This is a genomic window from Kurthia populi (genome assembly GCF_042686175.1).
GTDB lineage: Bacteria > Bacillota > Bacilli > Bacillales_A > Planococcaceae > Kurthia > Kurthia populi.
The window spans coordinates 16,391-35,807 of sequence record NZ_JBHUOR010000026.1 but is presented as its reverse complement, the minus strand read 5'-3'; the positions used below and the strand labels follow the sequence as shown (position 1 = coordinate 35,807).

General features: G+C 42.1%; 21 protein-coding genes and 1 tRNA gene. 6 read left to right on the top strand and 16 right to left on the bottom strand.

Annotation, left to right across the window (positions count from 1 at the left end; all coding sequences use genetic code 11):
• Positions 1-4: 4 nt before the first annotated feature.
• The 4 genes from ACFSY7_RS05270 to ACFSY7_RS05255 form a co-directional block, all read right to left on the bottom strand.
• Positions 5-79, bottom strand: a tRNA-Gly gene (locus ACFSY7_RS05270).
• 217 nt (positions 80-296) lie between these two features.
• Positions 297-1,451 carry a M20 metallopeptidase family protein gene (locus ACFSY7_RS05265; RefSeq protein WP_126990538.1) on the bottom strand — a complete coding sequence of 385 codons (1,155 nt, stop codon included), beginning with the start codon at positions 1,449-1,451 and terminating at the stop codon, positions 297-299.
• Between the two features lie 15 nt (positions 1,452-1,466).
• Positions 1,467-2,849, bottom strand: a complete 1,383-nt coding sequence (locus ACFSY7_RS05260) for a YfcC family protein (protein WP_020189794.1) — start codon at positions 2,847-2,849, stop codon at positions 1,467-1,469.
• A 107-nt stretch (positions 2,850-2,956) separates the two neighbouring features.
• On the bottom strand, positions 2,957-3,466 hold the full coding sequence (locus ACFSY7_RS05255) for a ferritin (RefSeq protein WP_020189793.1): 510 nt from the start codon (positions 3,464-3,466) through the stop codon (positions 2,957-2,959).
• 139 nt (positions 3,467-3,605) lie between these two features.
• Between ACFSY7_RS05255 and ACFSY7_RS05250 the strand changes: the two genes are divergently transcribed.
• Positions 3,606-4,382 (top strand): exonuclease domain-containing protein, encoded by a 777-nt coding sequence (locus ACFSY7_RS05250; RefSeq protein ID WP_380147115.1) that lies wholly within the window; start codon positions 3,606-3,608, stop codon positions 4,380-4,382.
• Positions 4,383-4,536: 154 nt separating this feature from the next.
• Here the strand turns inward: ACFSY7_RS05250 and ACFSY7_RS05245 are convergent, their stop codons facing one another.
• The gene (locus tag ACFSY7_RS05245) at positions 4,537-5,058 is read right to left on the bottom strand and encodes a hypothetical protein (protein WP_380147114.1); all 522 of its coding nucleotides are present in this window, start codon (positions 5,056-5,058) and stop codon (positions 4,537-4,539) included.
• Between the two features lie 116 nt (positions 5,059-5,174).
• On the bottom strand, positions 5,175-5,936 hold the full coding sequence (locus tag ACFSY7_RS05240; protein ID WP_380147113.1) for an SDR family oxidoreductase: 762 nt from the start codon (positions 5,934-5,936) through the stop codon (positions 5,175-5,177).
• A 135-nt stretch (positions 5,937-6,071) separates the two neighbouring features.
• On the opposite strand from ACFSY7_RS05240, the gene ACFSY7_RS05235 reads away from it, so the two are divergent.
• On the top strand, positions 6,072-6,632 hold the full coding sequence (locus ACFSY7_RS05235) for a TetR/AcrR family transcriptional regulator (protein ID WP_380147112.1): 561 nt from the start codon (positions 6,072-6,074) through the stop codon (positions 6,630-6,632).
• 46 nt (positions 6,633-6,678) lie between these two features.
• Here ACFSY7_RS05235 and ACFSY7_RS05230 read toward each other — a convergent pair whose 3' ends face one another.
• The 5 genes from ACFSY7_RS05230 to ACFSY7_RS05210 all read right to left on the bottom strand — a co-directional run bounded on the left by ACFSY7_RS05230 (position 6,679) and on the right by ACFSY7_RS05210 (position 10,624).
• Entirely contained in the window at positions 6,679-7,260 is a 582-nt protein-coding gene (locus tag ACFSY7_RS05230) for a TetR/AcrR family transcriptional regulator (RefSeq protein WP_380147111.1), read from the bottom strand.
• A 324-nt stretch (positions 7,261-7,584) separates the two neighbouring features.
• Positions 7,585-8,028 carry a MarR family winged helix-turn-helix transcriptional regulator gene (locus tag ACFSY7_RS05225; RefSeq protein ID WP_380147110.1) on the bottom strand — a complete coding sequence of 148 codons (444 nt, stop codon included), beginning with the start codon at positions 8,026-8,028 and terminating at the stop codon, positions 7,585-7,587.
• Between the two features lie 128 nt (positions 8,029-8,156).
• Positions 8,157-8,741 (bottom strand): adenylyl-sulfate kinase, encoded by a 585-nt coding sequence (gene cysC / locus ACFSY7_RS05220; protein WP_126990544.1) that lies wholly within the window; start codon positions 8,739-8,741, stop codon positions 8,157-8,159.
• The gene (sat, locus tag ACFSY7_RS05215) at positions 8,741-9,883 is read right to left on the bottom strand and encodes a sulfate adenylyltransferase (protein ID WP_380147109.1); all 1,143 of its coding nucleotides are present in this window, start codon (positions 9,881-9,883) and stop codon (positions 8,741-8,743) included. The genes cysC and sat overlap by 1 nt, the downstream gene beginning before the upstream one ends.
• Positions 9,884-9,919: 36 nt before the next feature.
• Positions 9,920-10,624 carry a phosphoadenylyl-sulfate reductase gene (locus ACFSY7_RS05210; RefSeq protein WP_020189784.1) on the bottom strand — a complete coding sequence of 235 codons (705 nt, stop codon included), beginning with the start codon at positions 10,622-10,624 and terminating at the stop codon, positions 9,920-9,922.
• A 347-nt stretch (positions 10,625-10,971) separates the two neighbouring features.
• Here ACFSY7_RS05210 and ACFSY7_RS05205 point away from each other — a divergent pair, with 347 nt between their 5' ends.
• The 4 genes from ACFSY7_RS05205 to ACFSY7_RS05190 are packed head-to-tail and all read left to right on the top strand — an operon-like array spanning position 10,972 to position 14,818.
• Complete coding sequence (locus ACFSY7_RS05205; RefSeq protein WP_380147108.1) at positions 10,972-11,994, top strand: sulfate ABC transporter substrate-binding protein; 1,023 nt, start codon at positions 10,972-10,974, stop codon at positions 11,992-11,994.
• A gap of 13 nt (positions 11,995-12,007) precedes the next feature.
• Positions 12,008-12,856, top strand: coding sequence for a sulfate ABC transporter permease subunit CysT (gene cysT / locus ACFSY7_RS05200; RefSeq protein WP_380147107.1), 849 nt, complete (start codon positions 12,008-12,010; stop codon positions 12,854-12,856).
• 15 nt (positions 12,857-12,871) lie between these two features.
• The gene (gene cysW / locus ACFSY7_RS05195) at positions 12,872-13,732 is read left to right on the top strand and encodes a sulfate ABC transporter permease subunit CysW (RefSeq protein WP_380147106.1); all 861 of its coding nucleotides are present in this window, start codon (positions 12,872-12,874) and stop codon (positions 13,730-13,732) included.
• Positions 13,733-13,744: 12 nt separating this feature from the next.
• Positions 13,745-14,818: a sulfate/molybdate ABC transporter ATP-binding protein gene (locus tag ACFSY7_RS05190; RefSeq protein ID WP_020189780.1), complete on the top strand. Its 1,074-nt coding sequence runs from the start codon at positions 13,745-13,747 to the stop codon at positions 14,816-14,818.
• 106 nt (positions 14,819-14,924) lie between these two features.
• Here ACFSY7_RS05190 and ACFSY7_RS05185 read toward each other — a convergent pair whose 3' ends face one another.
• Genes ACFSY7_RS05185 through ACFSY7_RS05165 form a run of 5 tightly spaced genes read right to left on the bottom strand, consistent with a single transcriptional unit; the run spans position 14,925 to position 19,407 of the window.
• Complete coding sequence (locus tag ACFSY7_RS05185) at positions 14,925-15,578, bottom strand: isochorismatase family protein (RefSeq protein ID WP_380147105.1); 654 nt, start codon at positions 15,576-15,578, stop codon at positions 14,925-14,927.
• Positions 15,579-15,580: 2 nt separating this feature from the next.
• Positions 15,581-16,741 carry an isochorismate synthase gene (locus ACFSY7_RS05180; RefSeq protein ID WP_380147104.1) on the bottom strand — a complete coding sequence of 387 codons (1,161 nt, stop codon included), beginning with the start codon at positions 16,739-16,741 and terminating at the stop codon, positions 15,581-15,583.
• Between the two features lie 11 nt (positions 16,742-16,752).
• Positions 16,753-17,499, bottom strand: coding sequence for a 2,3-dihydro-2,3-dihydroxybenzoate dehydrogenase (locus tag ACFSY7_RS05175; RefSeq protein ID WP_126990548.1), 747 nt, complete (start codon positions 17,497-17,499; stop codon positions 16,753-16,755).
• Positions 17,499-18,800, bottom strand: a complete 1,302-nt coding sequence (locus ACFSY7_RS05170; protein WP_380147103.1) for an MFS transporter — start codon at positions 18,798-18,800, stop codon at positions 17,499-17,501. The genes ACFSY7_RS05175 and ACFSY7_RS05170 overlap by 1 nt, the downstream gene beginning before the upstream one ends.
• Positions 18,781-19,407: a 4'-phosphopantetheinyl transferase family protein gene (locus ACFSY7_RS05165; RefSeq protein WP_380147102.1), complete on the bottom strand. Its 627-nt coding sequence runs from the start codon at positions 19,405-19,407 to the stop codon at positions 18,781-18,783. The genes ACFSY7_RS05170 and ACFSY7_RS05165 overlap by 20 nt, the downstream gene beginning before the upstream one ends.
• Positions 19,408-19,417 lie beyond the last annotated feature (10 nt).

The following is a 19,417-nucleotide window of genomic DNA, read 5'->3' as shown; positions in this document are numbered from 1 at the left end:
TAATTGGAGCGGAAGACGAGGTTCGAACTCGCGACCCCCACCTTGGCAAGGTGATGTTCTACCACTGAACTACTTCCGCATACCGTATGTTGTTTACGACTATTATATTATCACAGCATATTATTAGCGTCAATATTTTTTCGTTATTTTTTTCAAAAAAGAGACGGGGACATGCGTGTAAAAATAACCGCTCCTATGAGCATAAGAAAAACCGGAATCGCACTAGGCACGTTTCCGGTTTTTCGTTACGAACCCTAAAAAAGCAACAGGACGTGTTTTGTTCCATTCTCCTATCGTTAGGTCGGGCATAAATCCTCTGCTAGCTGTATAAAATAACGACTGCCATTAATTAATGCGCGCTCGTCTAGTCGAAACTTCGCATGGTGGAGTGGATACGGGTCACCAAGTGCCTTATTATACACGCCTAATAATTGCATGGCGCCAGGGACAACCTCTGTATAAGCTGAAAAATCCTCGGCAATAAATAACGGCTCTGGTATTGGCACAGTACGCATTTCACCGACGACCGCAATGGCCGCCTGCTCAGCGTACGCCGTTGCTTCCTCATCATTAATGACAGCCGAACAGCCTAAGTCCCAGTCAACACTTGCGGTTGCACCGTGCATCAGGCACACATTATGGACGATTTTCTCTAATTGCTCGCGCGACGCCACACGTACGCGTTCATTATGCGAGCGAATGGTACCGCCGATTTTCGCTTGGTCATCAATAATATTCGGTGCACTACCACAGTGAAACATTGTCACAGACAATACCGGTGTATCGAATGTGGGCATTTTACGCGATACAATTGTCTGTAAGGCCGCTACAATTTCTGTACCGATAATAAGCGGATCAATGGCTTTATATGGCTCGGATGCATGACCACCTTTCCCACGTACCGTAATTTGAAAATCATCCCCTGCCGCATTCATTTTACCTGAGCGAAGTGCAATTTGCCCCGTTTCATAATCTGGATGGACATGGAGCGCGAAAATATAATCGACATCATTCATAATGCCTTTTGCGACTAAATCAACCGCGCCACCTGGTGCAACCTCCTCGCCGTGCTGAAATATAAAACGAATTTCACCCGCAAAATCCGTTCCACGGGCACTAAGTTCACGTGCGGCGCCGAGTAGCATCGCCGTATGCGCATCATGGCCACAGGAATGCATGACACCAGCATGTTTTGATTGAAACGGTAAATCCGTTTCTTCTTGAATCGGTAGCGCATCCATATCTGCACGAAGCGCAATTGTTTTTCCTGGCTTAGTGCCTTTTAGTACGGCTAGTACACTCGTTTCTGTAAGTTTTGAAAGGTGTAAATTCGGCATTGTTTGTAACTGTTTCTCTACATAGGCAGCCGTTTCAACTTCATGATACGACAGCTCCGGGTATTGATGTAAATGACGTCGCCAAATAATGAGTTGTTTTTGTAAATCCTTCATGCTGTAAACGCTCCTTTAAAACGGACCATAATTTGTCCATTGTGCAATTAATAATAAAATAATCGACGCAATCGTCATCATGATGCAGTACGGCCAAATCCATTTCAGCCATTTTGTATACGGAATACCCGCAATCGCAAGTCCCGCCATCAGTACACCACTCGTCGGGAAAATCATATTCGAAATACCATCCCCTAACTGGAAGGCCAGCACCGACGTTTGTCTCGTCACACCAATCATATCTGCTAGTGGTGCCATAATGGGCATCGTTAACGCTGCTTGTCCACTACCTGATGGTACGAGGAAATTCATGACCATTTGAATAAAGAGCATCCCTACTGCATTAATCGACGCAGGTAAATTACCGATTAGGCCAACGATAAAATGAAGAATCGGATCAATAATACGTGCATCTTCTGAAATAACGAGAATGGCCTGCGCGAAACCGATAATAAGCGCCCCACTGACCATATCTTTCGCCCCGTCTACAAAGCTATCCCCCATATCTGACACTTTCACCGAACAAATCGCGCACATCATAATCGCTGTCACTAAAAATAGCCCGCCAATGACGCTAATATACCATTGATACTTCATCACGCCGTATATTAATAACATAAAATTCGCTAATAAAATGAGTAACGCAATCAAGTGGCGCGGATTCATTTTATAAGCCAAATCCACTTCAAAATGTTCCTCACGCCCGAACTTACCGTACTCCCCGAGCTCCGGATTTTTTTTCACTTTTCGCGCATGCCACACAATATAGCCTACTGTAATGACATAGAAAACAATAAACGTAATAATGCGTAGCCACATCCCTGAATACATTGGTAGTTCAGCAATCGTTTGCGCAATTGCGGTATTAAATGGATTTGTAATACCCGATGCAAAACCTGTCGCCATGACACCAAGCATGACGGTCGCAAAGCCCGTCAACGCATCCATCCGAAGCGTAATCATCAGTGGAACGACAATGGCAATATACACAAGAGCATCCTCTGCCGCGCCAATTAATGACCCTAAAATCGCAAAGACGAGAACAAGCAGTGGCACTAAAATCATTTCGCGCTTTCCAAACTTTGATGCTACCTTATGGATAAAAGCATCAATCGCGCCTGATTTTTTCATCATGCCAAGTGCTCCACCAAATAAAAATACAAATAAAATAATTTCTGCGCCTTTTACAAGCCCTAAATGAAAGCTCGAAATAAGGCCCAGTGCATCGGTTGGATGCTTATCAACCGTTTGGTAACTCTCCGGGTTGACGAGCGTACGACCATTTTCTTCGATGCGCTCATATTCCCCTGCAGGCATTATGTACGTTAAAGCAGCCATAATAAAAATAATCGCCACCATTAACACAAATGGGTTCAACGTGCTTTTTTGTTTTTTCATCGCCTCATCCTCTCTTTAATTGTACATATACCCTATATTTTACCAATTAAATCGATAAAAAAAGAAGAGGCTAGACGGTGTCCTCGTCTAGCCTCTCCGATTCATTCTTATGCTTCTGCAGATGCGTCAAATGAGCGTTTTGCAAGCTCATCATCTAGCATGATAACCGCATTTGAATCTTTGCGGATACGTTCTAATTTCGCGATCAAGTTGTCGAATGTTGCTTCTTCTTCTACTTGTTCGTCGATAAACCATTTTAAGAATGCCATTGTCGCATGCTCGCGCTCGTCTAAGGCAATATCTGATAGTTCATAAATACGTTTTGTTACTTCTTTTTCATGTTTTAATGCTGTTTTAAATGTATCAAGTAATGATGTAAAATCATTTTTCACTTCTGGGAATGGTTGGATTGTTACGCGGTAGCCCATATCGCTTAAGAAGTTATAAAACTTCATTGCGTGGAAGCGTTCTTCTTCTGCTTGGATTAAGTAGAAGTTTGCAAAACCGTCGTAGTTTTCATCTGTGCAATATGCGGCCATTGCAAGGTACGCATGTGCTGAATAAAATTCAAAATTTAATTGGTCATTTAATGCTTGATGTAATTTTTCTGATAACATTGAAATGCCTCCTCTTCTATGTCTCTGTTCCCATTATACCCCATTTATTTGAAATCATGCAGGTTTTCAAATAAATAGATTTTTCATGTTCTAGCTTCTGCTATACTAAAAATACATGGTGAAATTAAAGGAGATTTTTATGATTACGTTAGCAATACACACCGCCAATCATTGGCCAGATAGTGTGTGCCATATTAGCTTAGCAAAAATCCAGCAAGGTCAAATAATCGATACACTCGACACGTATATTTACGCCGAAGAATTCGATCCTTTTTTCACGAGCCTACATGGTATTCGCGCGGAGGATGTCAAACAAGCGCCGACATTTAAAGCATTTGAGCCCATTTTAACACAGTGGCTGACAAATGAAACAGTAGTCGCCTACTATGCACCTTACGAGGAGCAAGTGCTACGTGACGTGTATGCCGCACAGGGCAAGCTCGTACCAAATGTGAACTTTTTAAGCTTATTGCAACGTGCGAAAACCGAGTGGCCACATATTACCCCTTCACTGCCGCATATCGCGCTCCAAGTAGCACCAACACTCGCGCCAACAGAGGGAGAAATGCTTGCAGCGATTCTTTGTGCGATGCAGTGGACTGAGACAGATCTAGTGCTGACTGCACCGAGCGCAGTAAGCTCAGTACAGTCGCTTGTAGGAGAAACGATTGTTTTCACAGGCGGCTTAGAAGGTATGACGCGTTCAACTGCCGCACGCTTGATTCGACAACAAGGGGCAATGTTTAGCAATACGATAACAAAGCATACGACGCTACTCGTTATTAGCGCGAGCAGCCTTGAACGACATGAGCGCAACGGTCAAGAAAGCACAAAATGGCGACGTGCTAAGCAATTAATCGCACAGGGACAAACACTTCGCATTATCACAGAACAACAATTTAAAGATTTTCTATAAAATAAAGAGGCTGGGACAAAACACGTCATGTTCCTTTTTTAGCGTTCGCAACGAAAAACCGGAACCGCACTACAGCGCGATTCCGGTTTTTCTTATGCTCATAGGAACGGTTGTTTTTATACATATGTCCCAGCCTCTTTATGATGCGCATCGGTTACTTATATAAATCTTTCGGCAAATCATAGGTTTCGATTAACTCATTTGTAGCGGCATCATAAATATTCATGACCGCATCAAAATCCTCCTGCGAATGCCCATCATATACTTGGTAATACATAAGCGATGAGGCCACAGCTAATAATGCGGTCTCTAACCCCTCATCATATTGTGAAAAATCAACCTTCACATCGACAATCGTATGCGAGCGATTCACTAAAATCTCGGTAAAGGCGGGATATTGCAGTTGAATCGATGTTAAGCTTTGCTGTACTTGCGCTTCGATGGCGGCCATTGCCTCTCTGTAATTTGCGTATGACAGTTTATATGTAACATGGGTATCCGTTGTCTCGATGCCTGTTGCTAGTGCCTCATCTACCGTCCCCATATAATCAGGCTCCATTAAAATTGTGACACCTGTTAAGCCTTTATGCACTTCGACGGGCTCAGAGACCTTATTTGTCGTACAGCCTGATAACATCACTGCCAGCGCAGTCGTTGCTACTATCCATTTTTTCATGCAAACACTCCTTATATCTCTTTAAGTATAAGAGAAAGTTGTGAGTAATTGCATCTAAAAACAATGTACAAAAAAAGTGGATGGCACGATATGCGCTACCACTCTTACACTAAAGCCTAGTAAGCTCCCCAGCCTGCATCCGCTTCGATTACTTGACCTGTCACAAAACTTGCTTCATCAGAAGCTAAAAATAATGCAAGTTGTGCAATTTCTTCTGGTTCCCCAACACGTGGCATTGTACCTTGTCCTGTTTGTTGACGAGCCATACCTGCTTGCGAAATATTGCGCATTGAGGCCCCAATATTTGTTTTAACGCCACCTGGTGCGATGCCATTACAACGAATATTTTTATCCGCATACATATACGCTGTGTTTTTCGTTAAGCCAACGACCGCATGTTTTGATGCTGTATAGGCGGCACCAGCACGCGCACCATGAAGACCACCGGCTGAAATATTATTGACAATAACACCGTGACCTTGTGCTAAAAATAGTTTTGATGCAATACGCATTGATTTCATAACAGCTGTTGTATTAATGGCCATAATTAAATCCCAGCGCTCATCCTCCACTTCATCCACTGGCTCCATGCCATCCATAATACCGGCGTTATTTACAACGATATCTACTTGACCATACGTTTCAACTGTTTGGTCATACATTTGTTGTAATGCTTCGCCGTCCGCTACATTTGTTTGAATCGCAAACGCTTGGCCACCCTCTGCTTCGATTGCAGCAGCTACCGCCTTAGCACCATCCAAATTCAAATCGGAGACAACAACTTTTGCGCCCTCTTTGGCATATAATTCGGCGATTGCTTTCCCCATGCCTGATGCGGCACCTGTAACGATTGCGACTTTATTTTCTAAACGACTCATGTAAACCTCTCCTTTACGAATCAACATTTGTTCATTTATTATAATAATGGCGCGAAACCGTTTGCAAAAATCTCGCATTTTCCAAATGAACAAAACAAGGCTCTTTTGTTCATTATCTTAAAAGGAGGTCATCATGTGTCTAGTTCCCGCACAGAAAAAACAACGCATGCATTCCATACAGCGATGTTGTCACTGCTTGAAAAGCATACGCTCGACCAGTTGTCTATCACACAAATCTGTCATACAGCAGGTCTGAATCGTGGCACATTTTATTTACATTACAATAAAAAAGAGGCGCTCTACGAAGAGGTCATGGAAGCCATTATCGATGATTTACTCGATGCATATTTTGAGCCGTATGAAAAAAATCCGCAGCTTAGCACACAGACACTCGATGCCTCAACGATTTCGTTTTTTGACCATATTTCAAAATACCGCTCCTTCTATGCAAGCATTTATAAATATGATGCGAACGCACATCTTCAAAAGCGCATTTATGATAAACTGCATGAACTATTTTACACCGATTTATTCTATCGGAAAGATACCGATCAAGCGATTGACCTTGCGTTATTAGCTGGCTATCAAGCCGGTGCGATTTTAGGCATGGCTCGTACATGGATTTTTAATGATTTTAAAGACGATGTAGCGCATCTCAATACACAGCTCAAAAAAATCATGCTCTTAAATACGTAAAAACCGACCTCTTTACATTGCACATTTTGTAAAGTAGCCGGTTTTTTTAATTTCGATTCGCAGTCGCTATTTCTACATAGAAGGAAGCTATTTTATCAGGTGTTTCACGCGTTTCGCATGCTAGCCATTCAACTAAACAGGAGACAAGTGAAGTCGCAGCCATTGTCGCCAAATAATTATTTGGAATATTTTCACGTAAAGAAATCCACGGATGTGGACATTCTCCATAAATAAACCATTGTTTAATTAAATGACTCAACTTATTACTAAATGAAATACTACTTGGATTCAACAACAACGTTTGAAATACCGTCATGTGCTGTTCAATATATGTAAAAAGGTTACCCGTATATTGCAAGAGCTTATACCGTTTTGGTGATTCGAGTGAAAATTCAATTTTTGTACGTAATACATATTGTTCTAAGTCCATTAAAATAGCGGATTGCACAGCCTCAAATAACTCATCTTTATCCTTATAATGCAAATAAAAAGTGCCACGATTAATATTAGCTTTTTTTGCAATTTCTGCCACAGAAATTTTTGCAAAATCTTTCTCTTTTAACAGCTCTAATAAAGCGTGCTGAATCACTTCTTTTGTCGAAGTGTGTAGGACTGCACTATTTTTCATCCTGCCCCTCCTTCTAAAATAATAAGTTCATATCGTTACTATCGGATTTAAATATTTATTTTTTACTATTTCTATTTAAATAAGCCTAGTTTTTTTTAAATTTATAAATTTCCTTAACTAATGTTACCTATTTCACACATTAAGAAAATTTTCTTATCTTTTTATTTTATCTAATAATTATTTAAAAGTAATTTTATTTTTTTATATCTATGTTAATAGATAAATAAAAAATAGTAAAAAATTACATTAAACTCCATATAAAAAAGCAGAAATTGCATATTACTGCGAATTTCTGCTTTTTATTTGGGCGATAATCAACTGCTTTTAAGCTTTTACGTGTAAGCTAGTTTTCGCATGAAGCCCAACTAATTTTGCCATTTCAATGAATTGTTGTTGTTGTGTATCATCTAATACAGAGAAAATCTCAGCTACTTTTTTCTCGTGTTGCGGGAAAATATCATCCATAAATGTTTGACCTTTTTCCGTAATCGAGGCAAATGTTACACGACGATCGCTCGGACAGGCGAGGCGCTGTGCAAACCCTTTTTTCTCTAATTTATCCACTACATATGTGATACTACCACTCGTAATCAAAATCTTCTCACCAATTTTTTGAATCGGTTGATCGCCCTTATGATATAAAAGCTCAAGTACCGCAAATTCCGTCATATTTAAGCCGTATTTTTGCATATCCTTACGAAGCACTTCTTCAATTGATTGTGATGAACGTAGTAAGACTGTTAATGACTTTAATGCTACTTCTGACATTGTAAGTCCCCCTGTATCTTTGAAATATATATCTTAATTTAAAGATATTTTATCAAATTCACTACCAAAAGTCAATGTCCTTGCCTCACAAATAAAAAAAGCCCGCTTTCGCAAGGCTTCTTTCAGGATTAAGCAATGTTTAATTTTGCTAATAATTGTTCAACGCATTCTTCAATTGAATAACGTTCTGTATCTAAGATAATTTCCGCATTTTCTGGCTCTTCATAGGGTGCTGAGACACCTGTGAAGTTCGGAATTTCACCACGTTTTGCTTTTTCATATAAGCCTTTTGGATCCCGCTCTGAGCACGCTTCGACAGAGGCTTTTACATACGCTTCAATAAATTCGCCCTCTTCTACTAATTCACGGACGATTTGACGATCTGCACGGTAAGGTGAAATAAACGCTGTTAAAACAATTTGACCGCTATCAACGAATAATTTTGCGACCTCTCCGATACGACGAATGTTTTCCTTACGGCTATCCTCATCAAAGCCAAGATCGTTATTTAGGCCATGGCGAATATTATCTCCATCTAGCACGTAGGCTTGTTTATTACGTTCAAATAATGCGCGGTTGAAAGCATTGGCCAAAGTTGATTTACCAGATGCTGAAAGACCTGTAAACCAAACGATAACGCTTTTTTGACCAGATTGTTGTTCACGTTCTTGCTTTGTTACAGAGGCTTGATGCCAGACAATATTTTCTACCATTATGCATTCACCTCTACTTGTTTCATACCTTTGATTAAAATTTCAACAACCTCTTTACGGCTGAATTCTTTTGGCGGTACTTGACCTGCGCGTAACATTTCACGCACTTTTGTACCTGAAAGGATAATATGGTCCTCCTTACCATGTGGGCATGTTTTTGTTGTCGCCATACCGCTACAAGCGTTGCAGTAGAAGCTATGCTCAAATTTAAGTGGTTGAATTCCTAATTCTTCCGGTGAGAATTCATTGAAGATTTCTTGTGCATCGTATGTGCCGTAGTAATCACCAACACCTGCATGATCTCGTCCAACGATGAAATGTGTACAGCCATAGTTTTTACGTACTAATGCATGGAAAATTGCTTCACGTGGTCCTGCATAGCGCATGGCTGCCGGGAAAATTCCTAAGTGCACGCGATTTTCAGGGTAGTAATTTTTCAATAATACTTCATAGCTTTCCATACGCACATCCGCTGGAATATCATCTGATTTTGTTTTCCCTACTAATGGGTTTAAGAATAATCCATCAATTGTTTCAAGTGCCGCCTTTTGAATGTATTCATGCGCACGGTGAACAGGGTTACGTGTTTGGAAGCCTACAACTGTTGACCAGCCTTTTGCTGCAAATGCCGCACGTGTTTCTTCCGGTGTAAATGTATAGGCCTCAAATTCTGGTTCTTGGTGTTTAATTAATACAATCTCACCACCAACATATGTATCCGGACGATTTAGCATTTGTTTAACACCTGGGTGTGCTTCATCGTCTGTACGGTAAACATTCACTGCTTCTTTTTGTTTATCTGGTGTATAAATAGATGAAATCGTAATCGTACCGTATACATCACCGTCACGTACTAATTTTGCTTCATCACCAATTGTTAAGTCTTTTAATTCCGCTTCTGCTACAGGTAATGCGATTGGAATCGACCAAACCGTACCATCTGCTAAACGCATCTTTTCAACAACACTTGTATAATCTTCTTCATTAAAGAAGCCAGTAATTGGGCTATAGCCACCAATACCGATTAACTCTAAATCACTTTGTGCGATTTCATCGATTGTAATGACCTTTGTTAAAGCCGATGTATCATATTGTGGGTTGAAGCGGTTCACTAATGTGCCGCCATGTGCTGAAATTGTCATGTTTTTTTCTCTCCCTATTTCTGAATTATCAAATAATTAACCGTGCAAGCCACACTCTGTTTTTCCTTGTCCTTGCCATCTACCGGCACGTAAATCCTCTGCAGTCCAAGCTGGTTTTGTACATTTCTCACAGCCAATACTTGGGTATCCTTGATCATGTAGGACATTGTACGGAAGATCATATTTTGACACATAGCGCCAAACATCCTTCCACGTCCAGTGAATTAGTGGGCAAACTTTAATCGATTCGAATTTTTTATCTTCATTAATGAAGTTTGTTTTCGCACGCGCACCGCCTTGCTCACGTCGCAGGCCTGAAATCCATGCTGTAGAAGCCGATAATACTTCATGCAATGAATCGAGCTTACGCAGCTGGCAGCACTGATTCGGGTCCGTCTCCCATAAGTTTTCACCATACTCTTCCGCTTGTTGTTCAAGCGTTAGCTTCGGTTGCTTCATGTCAATTTGCAGTGCTGGATATTTCTCTTTTACTTTATTAATTGTGTCATACGTTTCTTTAAAATGAACATTCGTATCTAAAAAGACGATTTTTGCATCGGGTTTGACCTTCGAAATTAAATCGATCAGTACAATCCCCTCGATACCGAAACTGCAGCCATAGACGATATCATCACCATATTCGTCGTATGCCCATTTCAACGTATTTAATGCGCCCTTGTACACCTCATCGACTTCAAAATCAGGCAGTGTCGCATCTTGAATTGTATTAAACGTTAACATATCGTTCACCTCTATTTAATAAAAAAAGACACCGCATCGCCGCATAAATGTATTATGGACGTTGGCAGTGCCTCCAGTTGTCTGGTCAGCGTATCTATTCGGTTCATCATGATGAATTGTTTCAAAGTATAAACCATTCATTTCCGAGTTGTCAACTTGTATTTAAGAAAAAAGTTTTTAATTCATAGTTGACTTATCGGAAATAAACTCTTAAAGTATAGTAAAGCATTTGTACATGAGCTGATCAGACGACTGAAGGCTACAAAGGCGCAACCGACGTATTTCTACGTCCTACTGCGTCTTTGTAGCCTTTTGTCATTTATACATATTTAGAGGATGTGAATGAGATGAAAAAACGTGCCGTTACCGTAGCAGCGCTTTCGTTATCACTATTACTCAGTGGATGTTCATCGAGCGATAGTAAAGGAAACGCTGAAACGGTCAACCTATTAAATGTTTCCTATGACCCGACACGTGAGCTTTACGAAGATATTAATGCGGCGTTTGCAAAAGAATGGAAACAAGACACAGGACAAAATGTGAAAATCCAACAATCCCATGGTGGTTCTGGCAAACAAGGACGAGCCGTTATCGATGGCTTACCTGCGGATGTTGTCACACTCGCACTCGCCTATGATATTGATGAAGTTGCCAAAAATCGTCATTTAATCGATAAGGGCTGGGCCGATGAATACGCCGATCATTCTTCGCCTTATACATCAACAATCGTTTTTCTCGTACGCAAAGGCAACCCGAAAAACATTCAAGACTGGGATGATTTAGTGAAATCGGATGTCTCTGTTATTACACCAAATCCAAAAACTTCAGGAGGCGCGCGCTGGAATTACTTAGCAGCATGGGGATATGCAGCGAAGAAATACGATAATGATAAACTGAAAATTGAGAATTTTATGAAACAATTATATGGCAATGTACAGGTGCTTGATTCAGGTGCACGTGCCTCGACGACAACCTTTACGGAACGCGGTATTGGTGATGTATTAATTTCATGGGAAAACGAAGCGTACCTATCATTAGATGAGCTTGGTCATGATAACTATGAAATCGTTACACCGTCAATGAGTATTTTAGCGGAACCTCCTGTTGCGGTTGTCGACAAAAACGCCAAACATAAAGGGACTGAAAAAGTTGCAGAGGCGTATTTAGACTTCCTTTATACAAAAGAAGGTCAAAAAATCGCAGCGGAAAACTATTATCGTCCGCGCGATAAAGAAATTTTAAAAGACTATCAGAAGCAATTTCCTAAAATCGATATGCTAACAATTCGTGACTTCGGTGACTGGAACAAGGCGCAGGCCGAGCATTTTAGCGACGGTGGCACATTCGATAAGATTTATACGACGAATTAAGAGGTGACTTTACATGACGTTATCACAGCATACTACGACGCCGACAAAGCGTAAGAAAATAACGGTATTACCCGGCTTCAAATTAACACTTGGTTATACCGTACTGTACATTAGTATTTTAGTTTTACTACCATTATCAACACTCGTTTGGAATACGATGCAGTTATCATGGGCCGATTTCTGGGCCGTCATTACAGACCCCCGCGTCGTTGCCTCGTATAAAGTAACATTTGGCACCGCCCTCATTGCCGCCATCATCAATGTTATTTTCGGCACGATGATTGCGTGGGTGCTTGTGCGCTATGACTTCTTCGGTAAGAAATTGATTGATGGCCTTGTCGATTTACCATTCGCTCTGCCAACAGCCGTTGCCGGTATCGCCTTAACCGCTTTATATGCACCAAATGGCTGGATTGGTCAATTTCTACCGTTTCAGGTCGCCTTTACACCACTGGGCATTATCGTAGCACTAACATTCATTGGACTTCCATTTGTTGTGCGTACTGTACAACCAGTGCTTGAAAATGTAGGGGCTGAATCGGAAGAAGCAAGCGCGTCACTTGGCGCCAATCGCCTACAAACCTTTACAAAGGTCATTTTTCCGGAGCTTATTCCAGCGATCTTAACAGGCTTTACACTCGCCTTCTCGCGCGCACTTGGTGAATACGGCTCGGTCGTTTTCATTGCCGGTAATATGCCAATGAAAACCGAGATTACCCCGCTGATGATTATGACGAAGCTTGAACAATATGATTATGCAGGCGCCACAGCAATCGCCGTTGTCATGCTTGTCGCATCATTCGTTATTTTACTAGTCATGAATACGATTCAATGGCTCGTTAGCCGTAAATATACTGTGTAAGGAGTTGAAGCACCAATGGTTATTTCACTGGATTCATCCAAACAATCGGTTAAAGCCGACCCGACATCACTTAAAGAACCGCGTATCGTTCGCATTGCGCTTACGACGCTTTCACTATTGTTTTTATTTATTTTTCTCGTTATGCCGCTAGCAGTTATTTTTATTTCGGCATTACGCAAAGGGCTCGATGTTTACGTCGCCTCGATTACAGAATCGGATGCACTTAGCGCCATCCAATTAACGTTATTAGTAGCGGTTATTGCGGTACCACTGAATACGCTTTTTGGTATTATCGCCGCTTGGTGTATTACGAAGTTTAACTTCAAGGGACGGAACCTGCTTATTACAATTATCGATTTACCATTTGCCGTATCGCCGGTTATCGCCGGTCTTGTTTTTATTTTAGTATTCGGTGCACAGGGCCTCTTTGGCGAATGGTTTTTAAATCACGACTTCCCGATTGTCTTTGCGCTACCAGGGATTTTACTAGCCTCCCTCTTTGTGACGGTACCATTTGTAGCTCGCGAGCTTATTCCACTTATGCAAGCACAAGGCACGCAAGAAGAAGAAGCAAGTATATCACTTGGCGCAAACGGCTTCCAAACCTTTTGGCATGTCACACTGCCCAATATTAAATGGGGACTTTTATACGGTGTTATTTTATGTAATGCCCGCGTCATGGGCGAATTCGGTGCGGTATCAGTCGTATCCGGTCATGTACGTGGCTTAACAAATACGATGCCACTACATATTGAAGTACTTTACAATGAATATCAATTTACTGCAGCCTTTGCGGTTGCATCGTTAATGTCGCTACTGGCGATTTTAACGATCATTATTAAAAACATCATCGAATGGAAAACGGCACATCGCTAAGGAGGAACTTACATGAGTATTACGATTCAAAATGTCAAAAAACAATTCGGCGATTTCACAGCCGTTGACAATGTCTCAATCGATATTGAATCCGGAGAATTAATCGCGCTACTTGGCCCGTCCGGCTCAGGAAAAACATCATTACTACGCATTATTGCAGGTCTTGAGCAATTAGACGAAGGCGCTATTTTATTCGATGGTGAAAACATTACAAATATCCATGCGAAAGAACGAAATATTGGCTTTGTATTCCAGCATTATGCGCTATTCCGTCATATGACGGTGTTTGATAATGTGGCCTATGGCTTAAAAGTACGCCCGCGTAAAACACGTCCATCTAAAAAGGAAATTCGCGATAAAGTCATGACATTACTATCACTCGTCAAGCTTGAAAATTTCGCTGATCGTTACCCAAATCAATTATCTGGTGGGCAGCGTCAGCGTGTAGCACTCGCTCGCGCATTAGCCGTCGAGCCAAAAGTATTATTACTTGATGAACCATTCGGCGCGCTTGACGCTAAAGTACGTAAGGATTTACGCCGCTGGTTACGCAAGATGCATAATGAATTCCATGTAACGAGTATTTTTGTGACGCATGACCAAGAAGAGGCGCTTGATGTAGCAGACAGAATTGTTGTTATGAATAAAGGCCATATCGAACAAGTCGGTCCACCTGAGGAAGTATATGACCATCCAAATAGCCCATTTGTCTACGATTTCTTAGGCAATGTCAATTTATTTAAAGGACGTATGCAAAATGGCCAACTTGTAAATGGCAACTTCTCAGTGGATGTCCCCGAGGCAGAGACGACATCCGAAGCTGAGGCAATTGGCTATGTTCGCCCACATGATATTCATATTGAGCGCACGAAAACATTTGACGATGCCGTACAGGCGAATATTATTTATATTCATGCTATCGGGCCAATCGTGCAAATTGAATTACATCGTGATGATATCGATGAATATTTAGAAGCGGAGCTACCGAAAGAACAATTCCGTGCACTTGAATTAAAACGCGGCGAACAGGTCTACATTCGCCCTCGTCAGTTAAAAGTATTTATTCCAGAAGATTTTTCAATTTAAGTATCAAAAAAAACGGTCAGCGCATTACGCGTTGACCGTTTTTTGGTACGGGGGAGCAGCAATCCCCCCTCTTCGTTTGAAGAAGGATGGTTACTACTTTTACTAATTATACATGCGCTAATTGTGCTTCAAGTTGTGCAATAAGCTGACAAGTTTGAAGTGTTGCGGCACATTTTTCACGTGCATAACGAATGCCCATCAGATGATCTTCTTCTGAGAAATCCGCTACAGCATCGGTAATATAAAATGGCTGAATATCGTACATAAAGGCCTCCGCAGCCGTTAAAAGACAGCCGATATGCGCGTAAATACCACAAATCATTAATTGATCGCGCTCCCACACATCCTTCATGAGCTCTTCTAAATTACTTTTCTTAAATGCACTATAGCGCCATTTCGTCATAACCGTATCTTTTTGTGTTGGCGCAAGCGCAGGTGTAATCGCGGTAATCGTATCGTCCTCACGTAGACCGTCACCCCAGAAATCGGTTAGTAAAGCACGGTCCTCTGCATGCTGGTCCCCTGGCTGTGCTGTATAAACAACTGGAATTTCTAATGTAGCGCATAGCTCTTTAATGCGCTGAATATTGGCAATCAGCTCAGGGATTGGCACCTGTGTTTGATCATAATAGCTTAAAAAGTAATTTTGCATATCATGCACAAGAAGTACGCTACGTTTTGCATCTACTTTCCAGTTGATTTTTTCATTTACTTCCTCCACCTTTGGCATTGGATACGATTGAATTTTTGGAATTGACATGATTAAAACTCTCCCTTCGTTGTTACCTCTTCAGGCATTGCATTGAGCATTGTTTGGAATTTTGCACCGGTTTCACACGCTTCTTCAGCCGGCACAGATGTTTCAACAATGCCCGCCCCTGCATAAAGTGTTAGCCCTGTTGCATGGATTTTCCCGCAGCGAATCGTCACGACCCATTCACCGTTCCCTGCTGCATCCATATAGCCGACGATGCCGGCAAAATAACCACGGTCAAATGGCTCGATTTTTTGAATGGCGCTAAATGCCGCTTCGCGAGGTTGACCACAAACAGCGGGTGTTGGGTGTAATAAATTAGCAAGTTCAAGAGATGACAGCGCCTCTTCGCCAACCTCTGCTGTTACGACCGTTGATAAATGAATCATTGAATCGGTATATAAAATACTTGGTGAGGCTGGTACATGTAAATTTTTCACATGCGGCCCTAGTGCCTGTTTTACCATTTCAACGACGATTCGGTGCTCATGTAAATCCTTCGCAGATTGCATTAATTCAGCTGCACTCGCCGCGTCTACCGCTTCCACATATGTACGCTTTCTAGAGCCAGCGATTGGATTAGCAGTAATGCGGTTGCCCTCTCGTTTAATAAGCAGCTCAGGACTTGCGCCAAGTAATGTTTCATTATTTGCTAATGGAATCGAATACGTATAACCTTTGTCATTATGCGTTGCTAAATAATGCAGTAGCTCACGATGTGGCACGCTTGGCGCCTCGATTTCAAGCGTACGCGCTAGCACAACCTTTGTCATACTACCTTGTTTAATTTGCTTCACCGATGCATCTACCATCGCTTCAAATTTTGTGCGATTTGGATACGATGTCACACGTGTAGCGTCAAACATTGCCTTCGCTGCACGTTCATCTTCATACGCTTCATTGGCTTCAATTTGTGGATGAGAAGCAAGCTGTAGTGCCGGCTGTTTCGTAATATCAAACGGAATGGCACCGACAATAACCGCCTGATCATCGTCCGTCGCATGGAGTGCCTTCATCATTTGTTCATTCACAGAAGCAAGTGAATGACATGTAGGTATATTGACCGCGCTGCAAGCTGTGCCTACAATTGTTTTTGTCGGTGTTTTAAAAAATACATGCTTTGTTGAAAGCTTTTGTAATTGTTGCTGTAGCGAATACGTTGTAATCATCGAATTTCCTCCTAGACTCCTAATGTAGCGCCGCCGTCGACTACGACATTGCCCATCGTAATATGATTTGCCTTTGATGATAGTAAGAATAAAATGACGTTTGCGATATCTTCTGGCTCTGCAATTTTTTGTAGCGGAATACCAACTTTATAGCGCGCTAAATTCCCTTGAATCACATTGGCAGCACCTGATTCATCTTGCCACATTGACGTTTGCATATTCGTAAATGTTGACCCTGGTGACACAACATTACAGCGAATACCATAAGGAGCTAATTCTAGTCCTAGTGCCTGGCAATAACGAATTGTTGCTGCCTTTGATGCACCATATGCGCCAATATCTAAGCGCGGTAGAGAGGCTGAGTTCGACCCAACGACTACGATATTCCCTTGCTGACGCTGTTTCATATAAGCTGCGACATGCTTCGTCACATGAAATACCCCTTTGACGTTTACATCAAATAGCTTATCCCACTGCTCTTCTGTACAATCACATAGATCGCCAACAACGAGTACCCCTGCCACATGCACAAGTGCGGTAATTTGTCCGATTGTCGCTTCGATTGTATCAATGGCAGCCTTCACTGCTTGGCCGTCACGAATGTCGACCACGAATTTCTCGACATCCGGTATTTGCTGTAATTTTTCTTCATCATAATCAATGACTGCGATTTGTTGATATTGTGCGCGTAATTGGTCGACAACTGCACGACCAATCCCATTTGCGCCACCTACTACTACTGCTACTTGCTGTTCCACTACTCATCATCCTTCGTCTGTTTTGGTAATACGAGATACATCACTGCTGCGATACATGCTGGAATCGCAAACAATAAATAATTCCAATAATTTGCGACATTCGCTGCTAATAAATAGCCGCCGATCAAGGGACCAACAATCGCACCGAGGCGTCCTACCGATAGCGCAGCACCTAATGCGGCACCACGACAGCTCGCATCATAATAGCTTGCGTTACAAGCATTATTAAGATTTTGTGCACCAATCGACGCCGCGCCGCTAATGGCGACTAATACGTATAGCACCGGCATCGAAAAATGACACATAAGTAGTACTAAGCAAACTGCACCTAAGCTATACAGTGTCGTTTGCACAATGCGACTGCCGAAGCGGTCCGCCACTAAGCCCCCGATAACTGAGCCGATAATTGCCCCCATATTTAAGGCGCATAGGAAGCTAATACTTGATGTAATGCCATAGCCCTGTGCACGCATGAGCTGTGGTAACCATGTGCTTAAGCCGTATACGAGTAGTAATCCCATAAAGCAAATCACCCAAAACGATAAGGTGATTTGTGCACGACCCGCCATAAATAATGCGCGTAGCGGCTGCTTCTTTTGCGGCTGCTTAGTGCGCCACTGGACATCTTCTTCAAGGGCGAAATCCGGATTCATTTTTTGAACGATGGCACGCATTTTCTCAGGCTCACTTTGCGCTAGAAATGGTAAGGATTCCGGTAAGGATTTAATCATCCACGGTAGCACAATAAGCGGCAATGCACCGACAATAAATAATGACTGCCAGCCAAAATGTGGCATCATATACATGCCAAGCAGCGCGACTAAAATACCGCCTAGCGAATAGCCGCTAAACATCATGCCGACAAAGCGATTTCGCATTTTTCGTGGTGCGTACTCTGCCGTTAATGCGACAACAAGAGGCGGAATACCACCAAGTCCAATACCGGCGATAAAGCGGCAAATCGCGAAAAAGGGAATCGATGTGGCCAATGCATTGCAAAGCGTAAAGACGCTAAATAGCACAACACAGTACACTAAAACCTTTTTGCGTCCTAATTTATCAGCCAGCACCCCGGCTAAAAATGCCCCAATTAAGCTTCCAACAAGAGTAAGGCTTGCGACCATACCCAGCGTCGCAACAGAAATGCCCCACTCTTCATGTAATACTGGAATAACGACGCCTAATACTGATAGATCATAGCCGTCAAATAAAAATAAAAACATCGTCCATGCTAAAATGGTTAGATGTACGCGTGAGACGCGACTTTTCTCGATGACTTCTTCAACAGAAACCATTTGCATATAAAACACTTCCTTTAAAATCTACAAGTTGTGGACGCTCTTTTCGGTATGTGCAAACTGCAATCGTAAAAGTGTCGTAAACGGTCCGGTAAACATGTGGACGCTGTCGTTCGTTATGAAAATAGAGGCGATTTCGTTCAATATGCATCGCCGCTAAATCATAATTCAAACCAACACCTAGCATTTTGCCGTACGCTTCCTTCGCAGTCCAGACAGCACTAAACGAGCATTTACCGGATAAAATACGCTGCTGCTCCTTCTCATGAAAAAGTGGCATAATCGACTCAATGACCGCGGTATCACGCCATTCACAATCAACACCGATTTCTTCCTCCGACAGCGCAACGACAACAAAGCCATTACTATGCGCCACATTAAAATGTACCGTGCCATGCTTCGCAAACGGCTTACCGTATGCTGTGTACGCAATTTCTGAAAAGCCAATTAAATGCTCCATCATATAGCTGGCTAAAATGCACGTCCGCTCATCCTCTTGTCGGTAAAAGCTCGCTGCCTTTTCGACACGCGCTGTTGGTAGCTCCTTTTTCATCCATTCAAAGTCCAAATCAGTCCACTGTGAAATGGAGCTCGTATAAACGATTGTCATGGCACACACT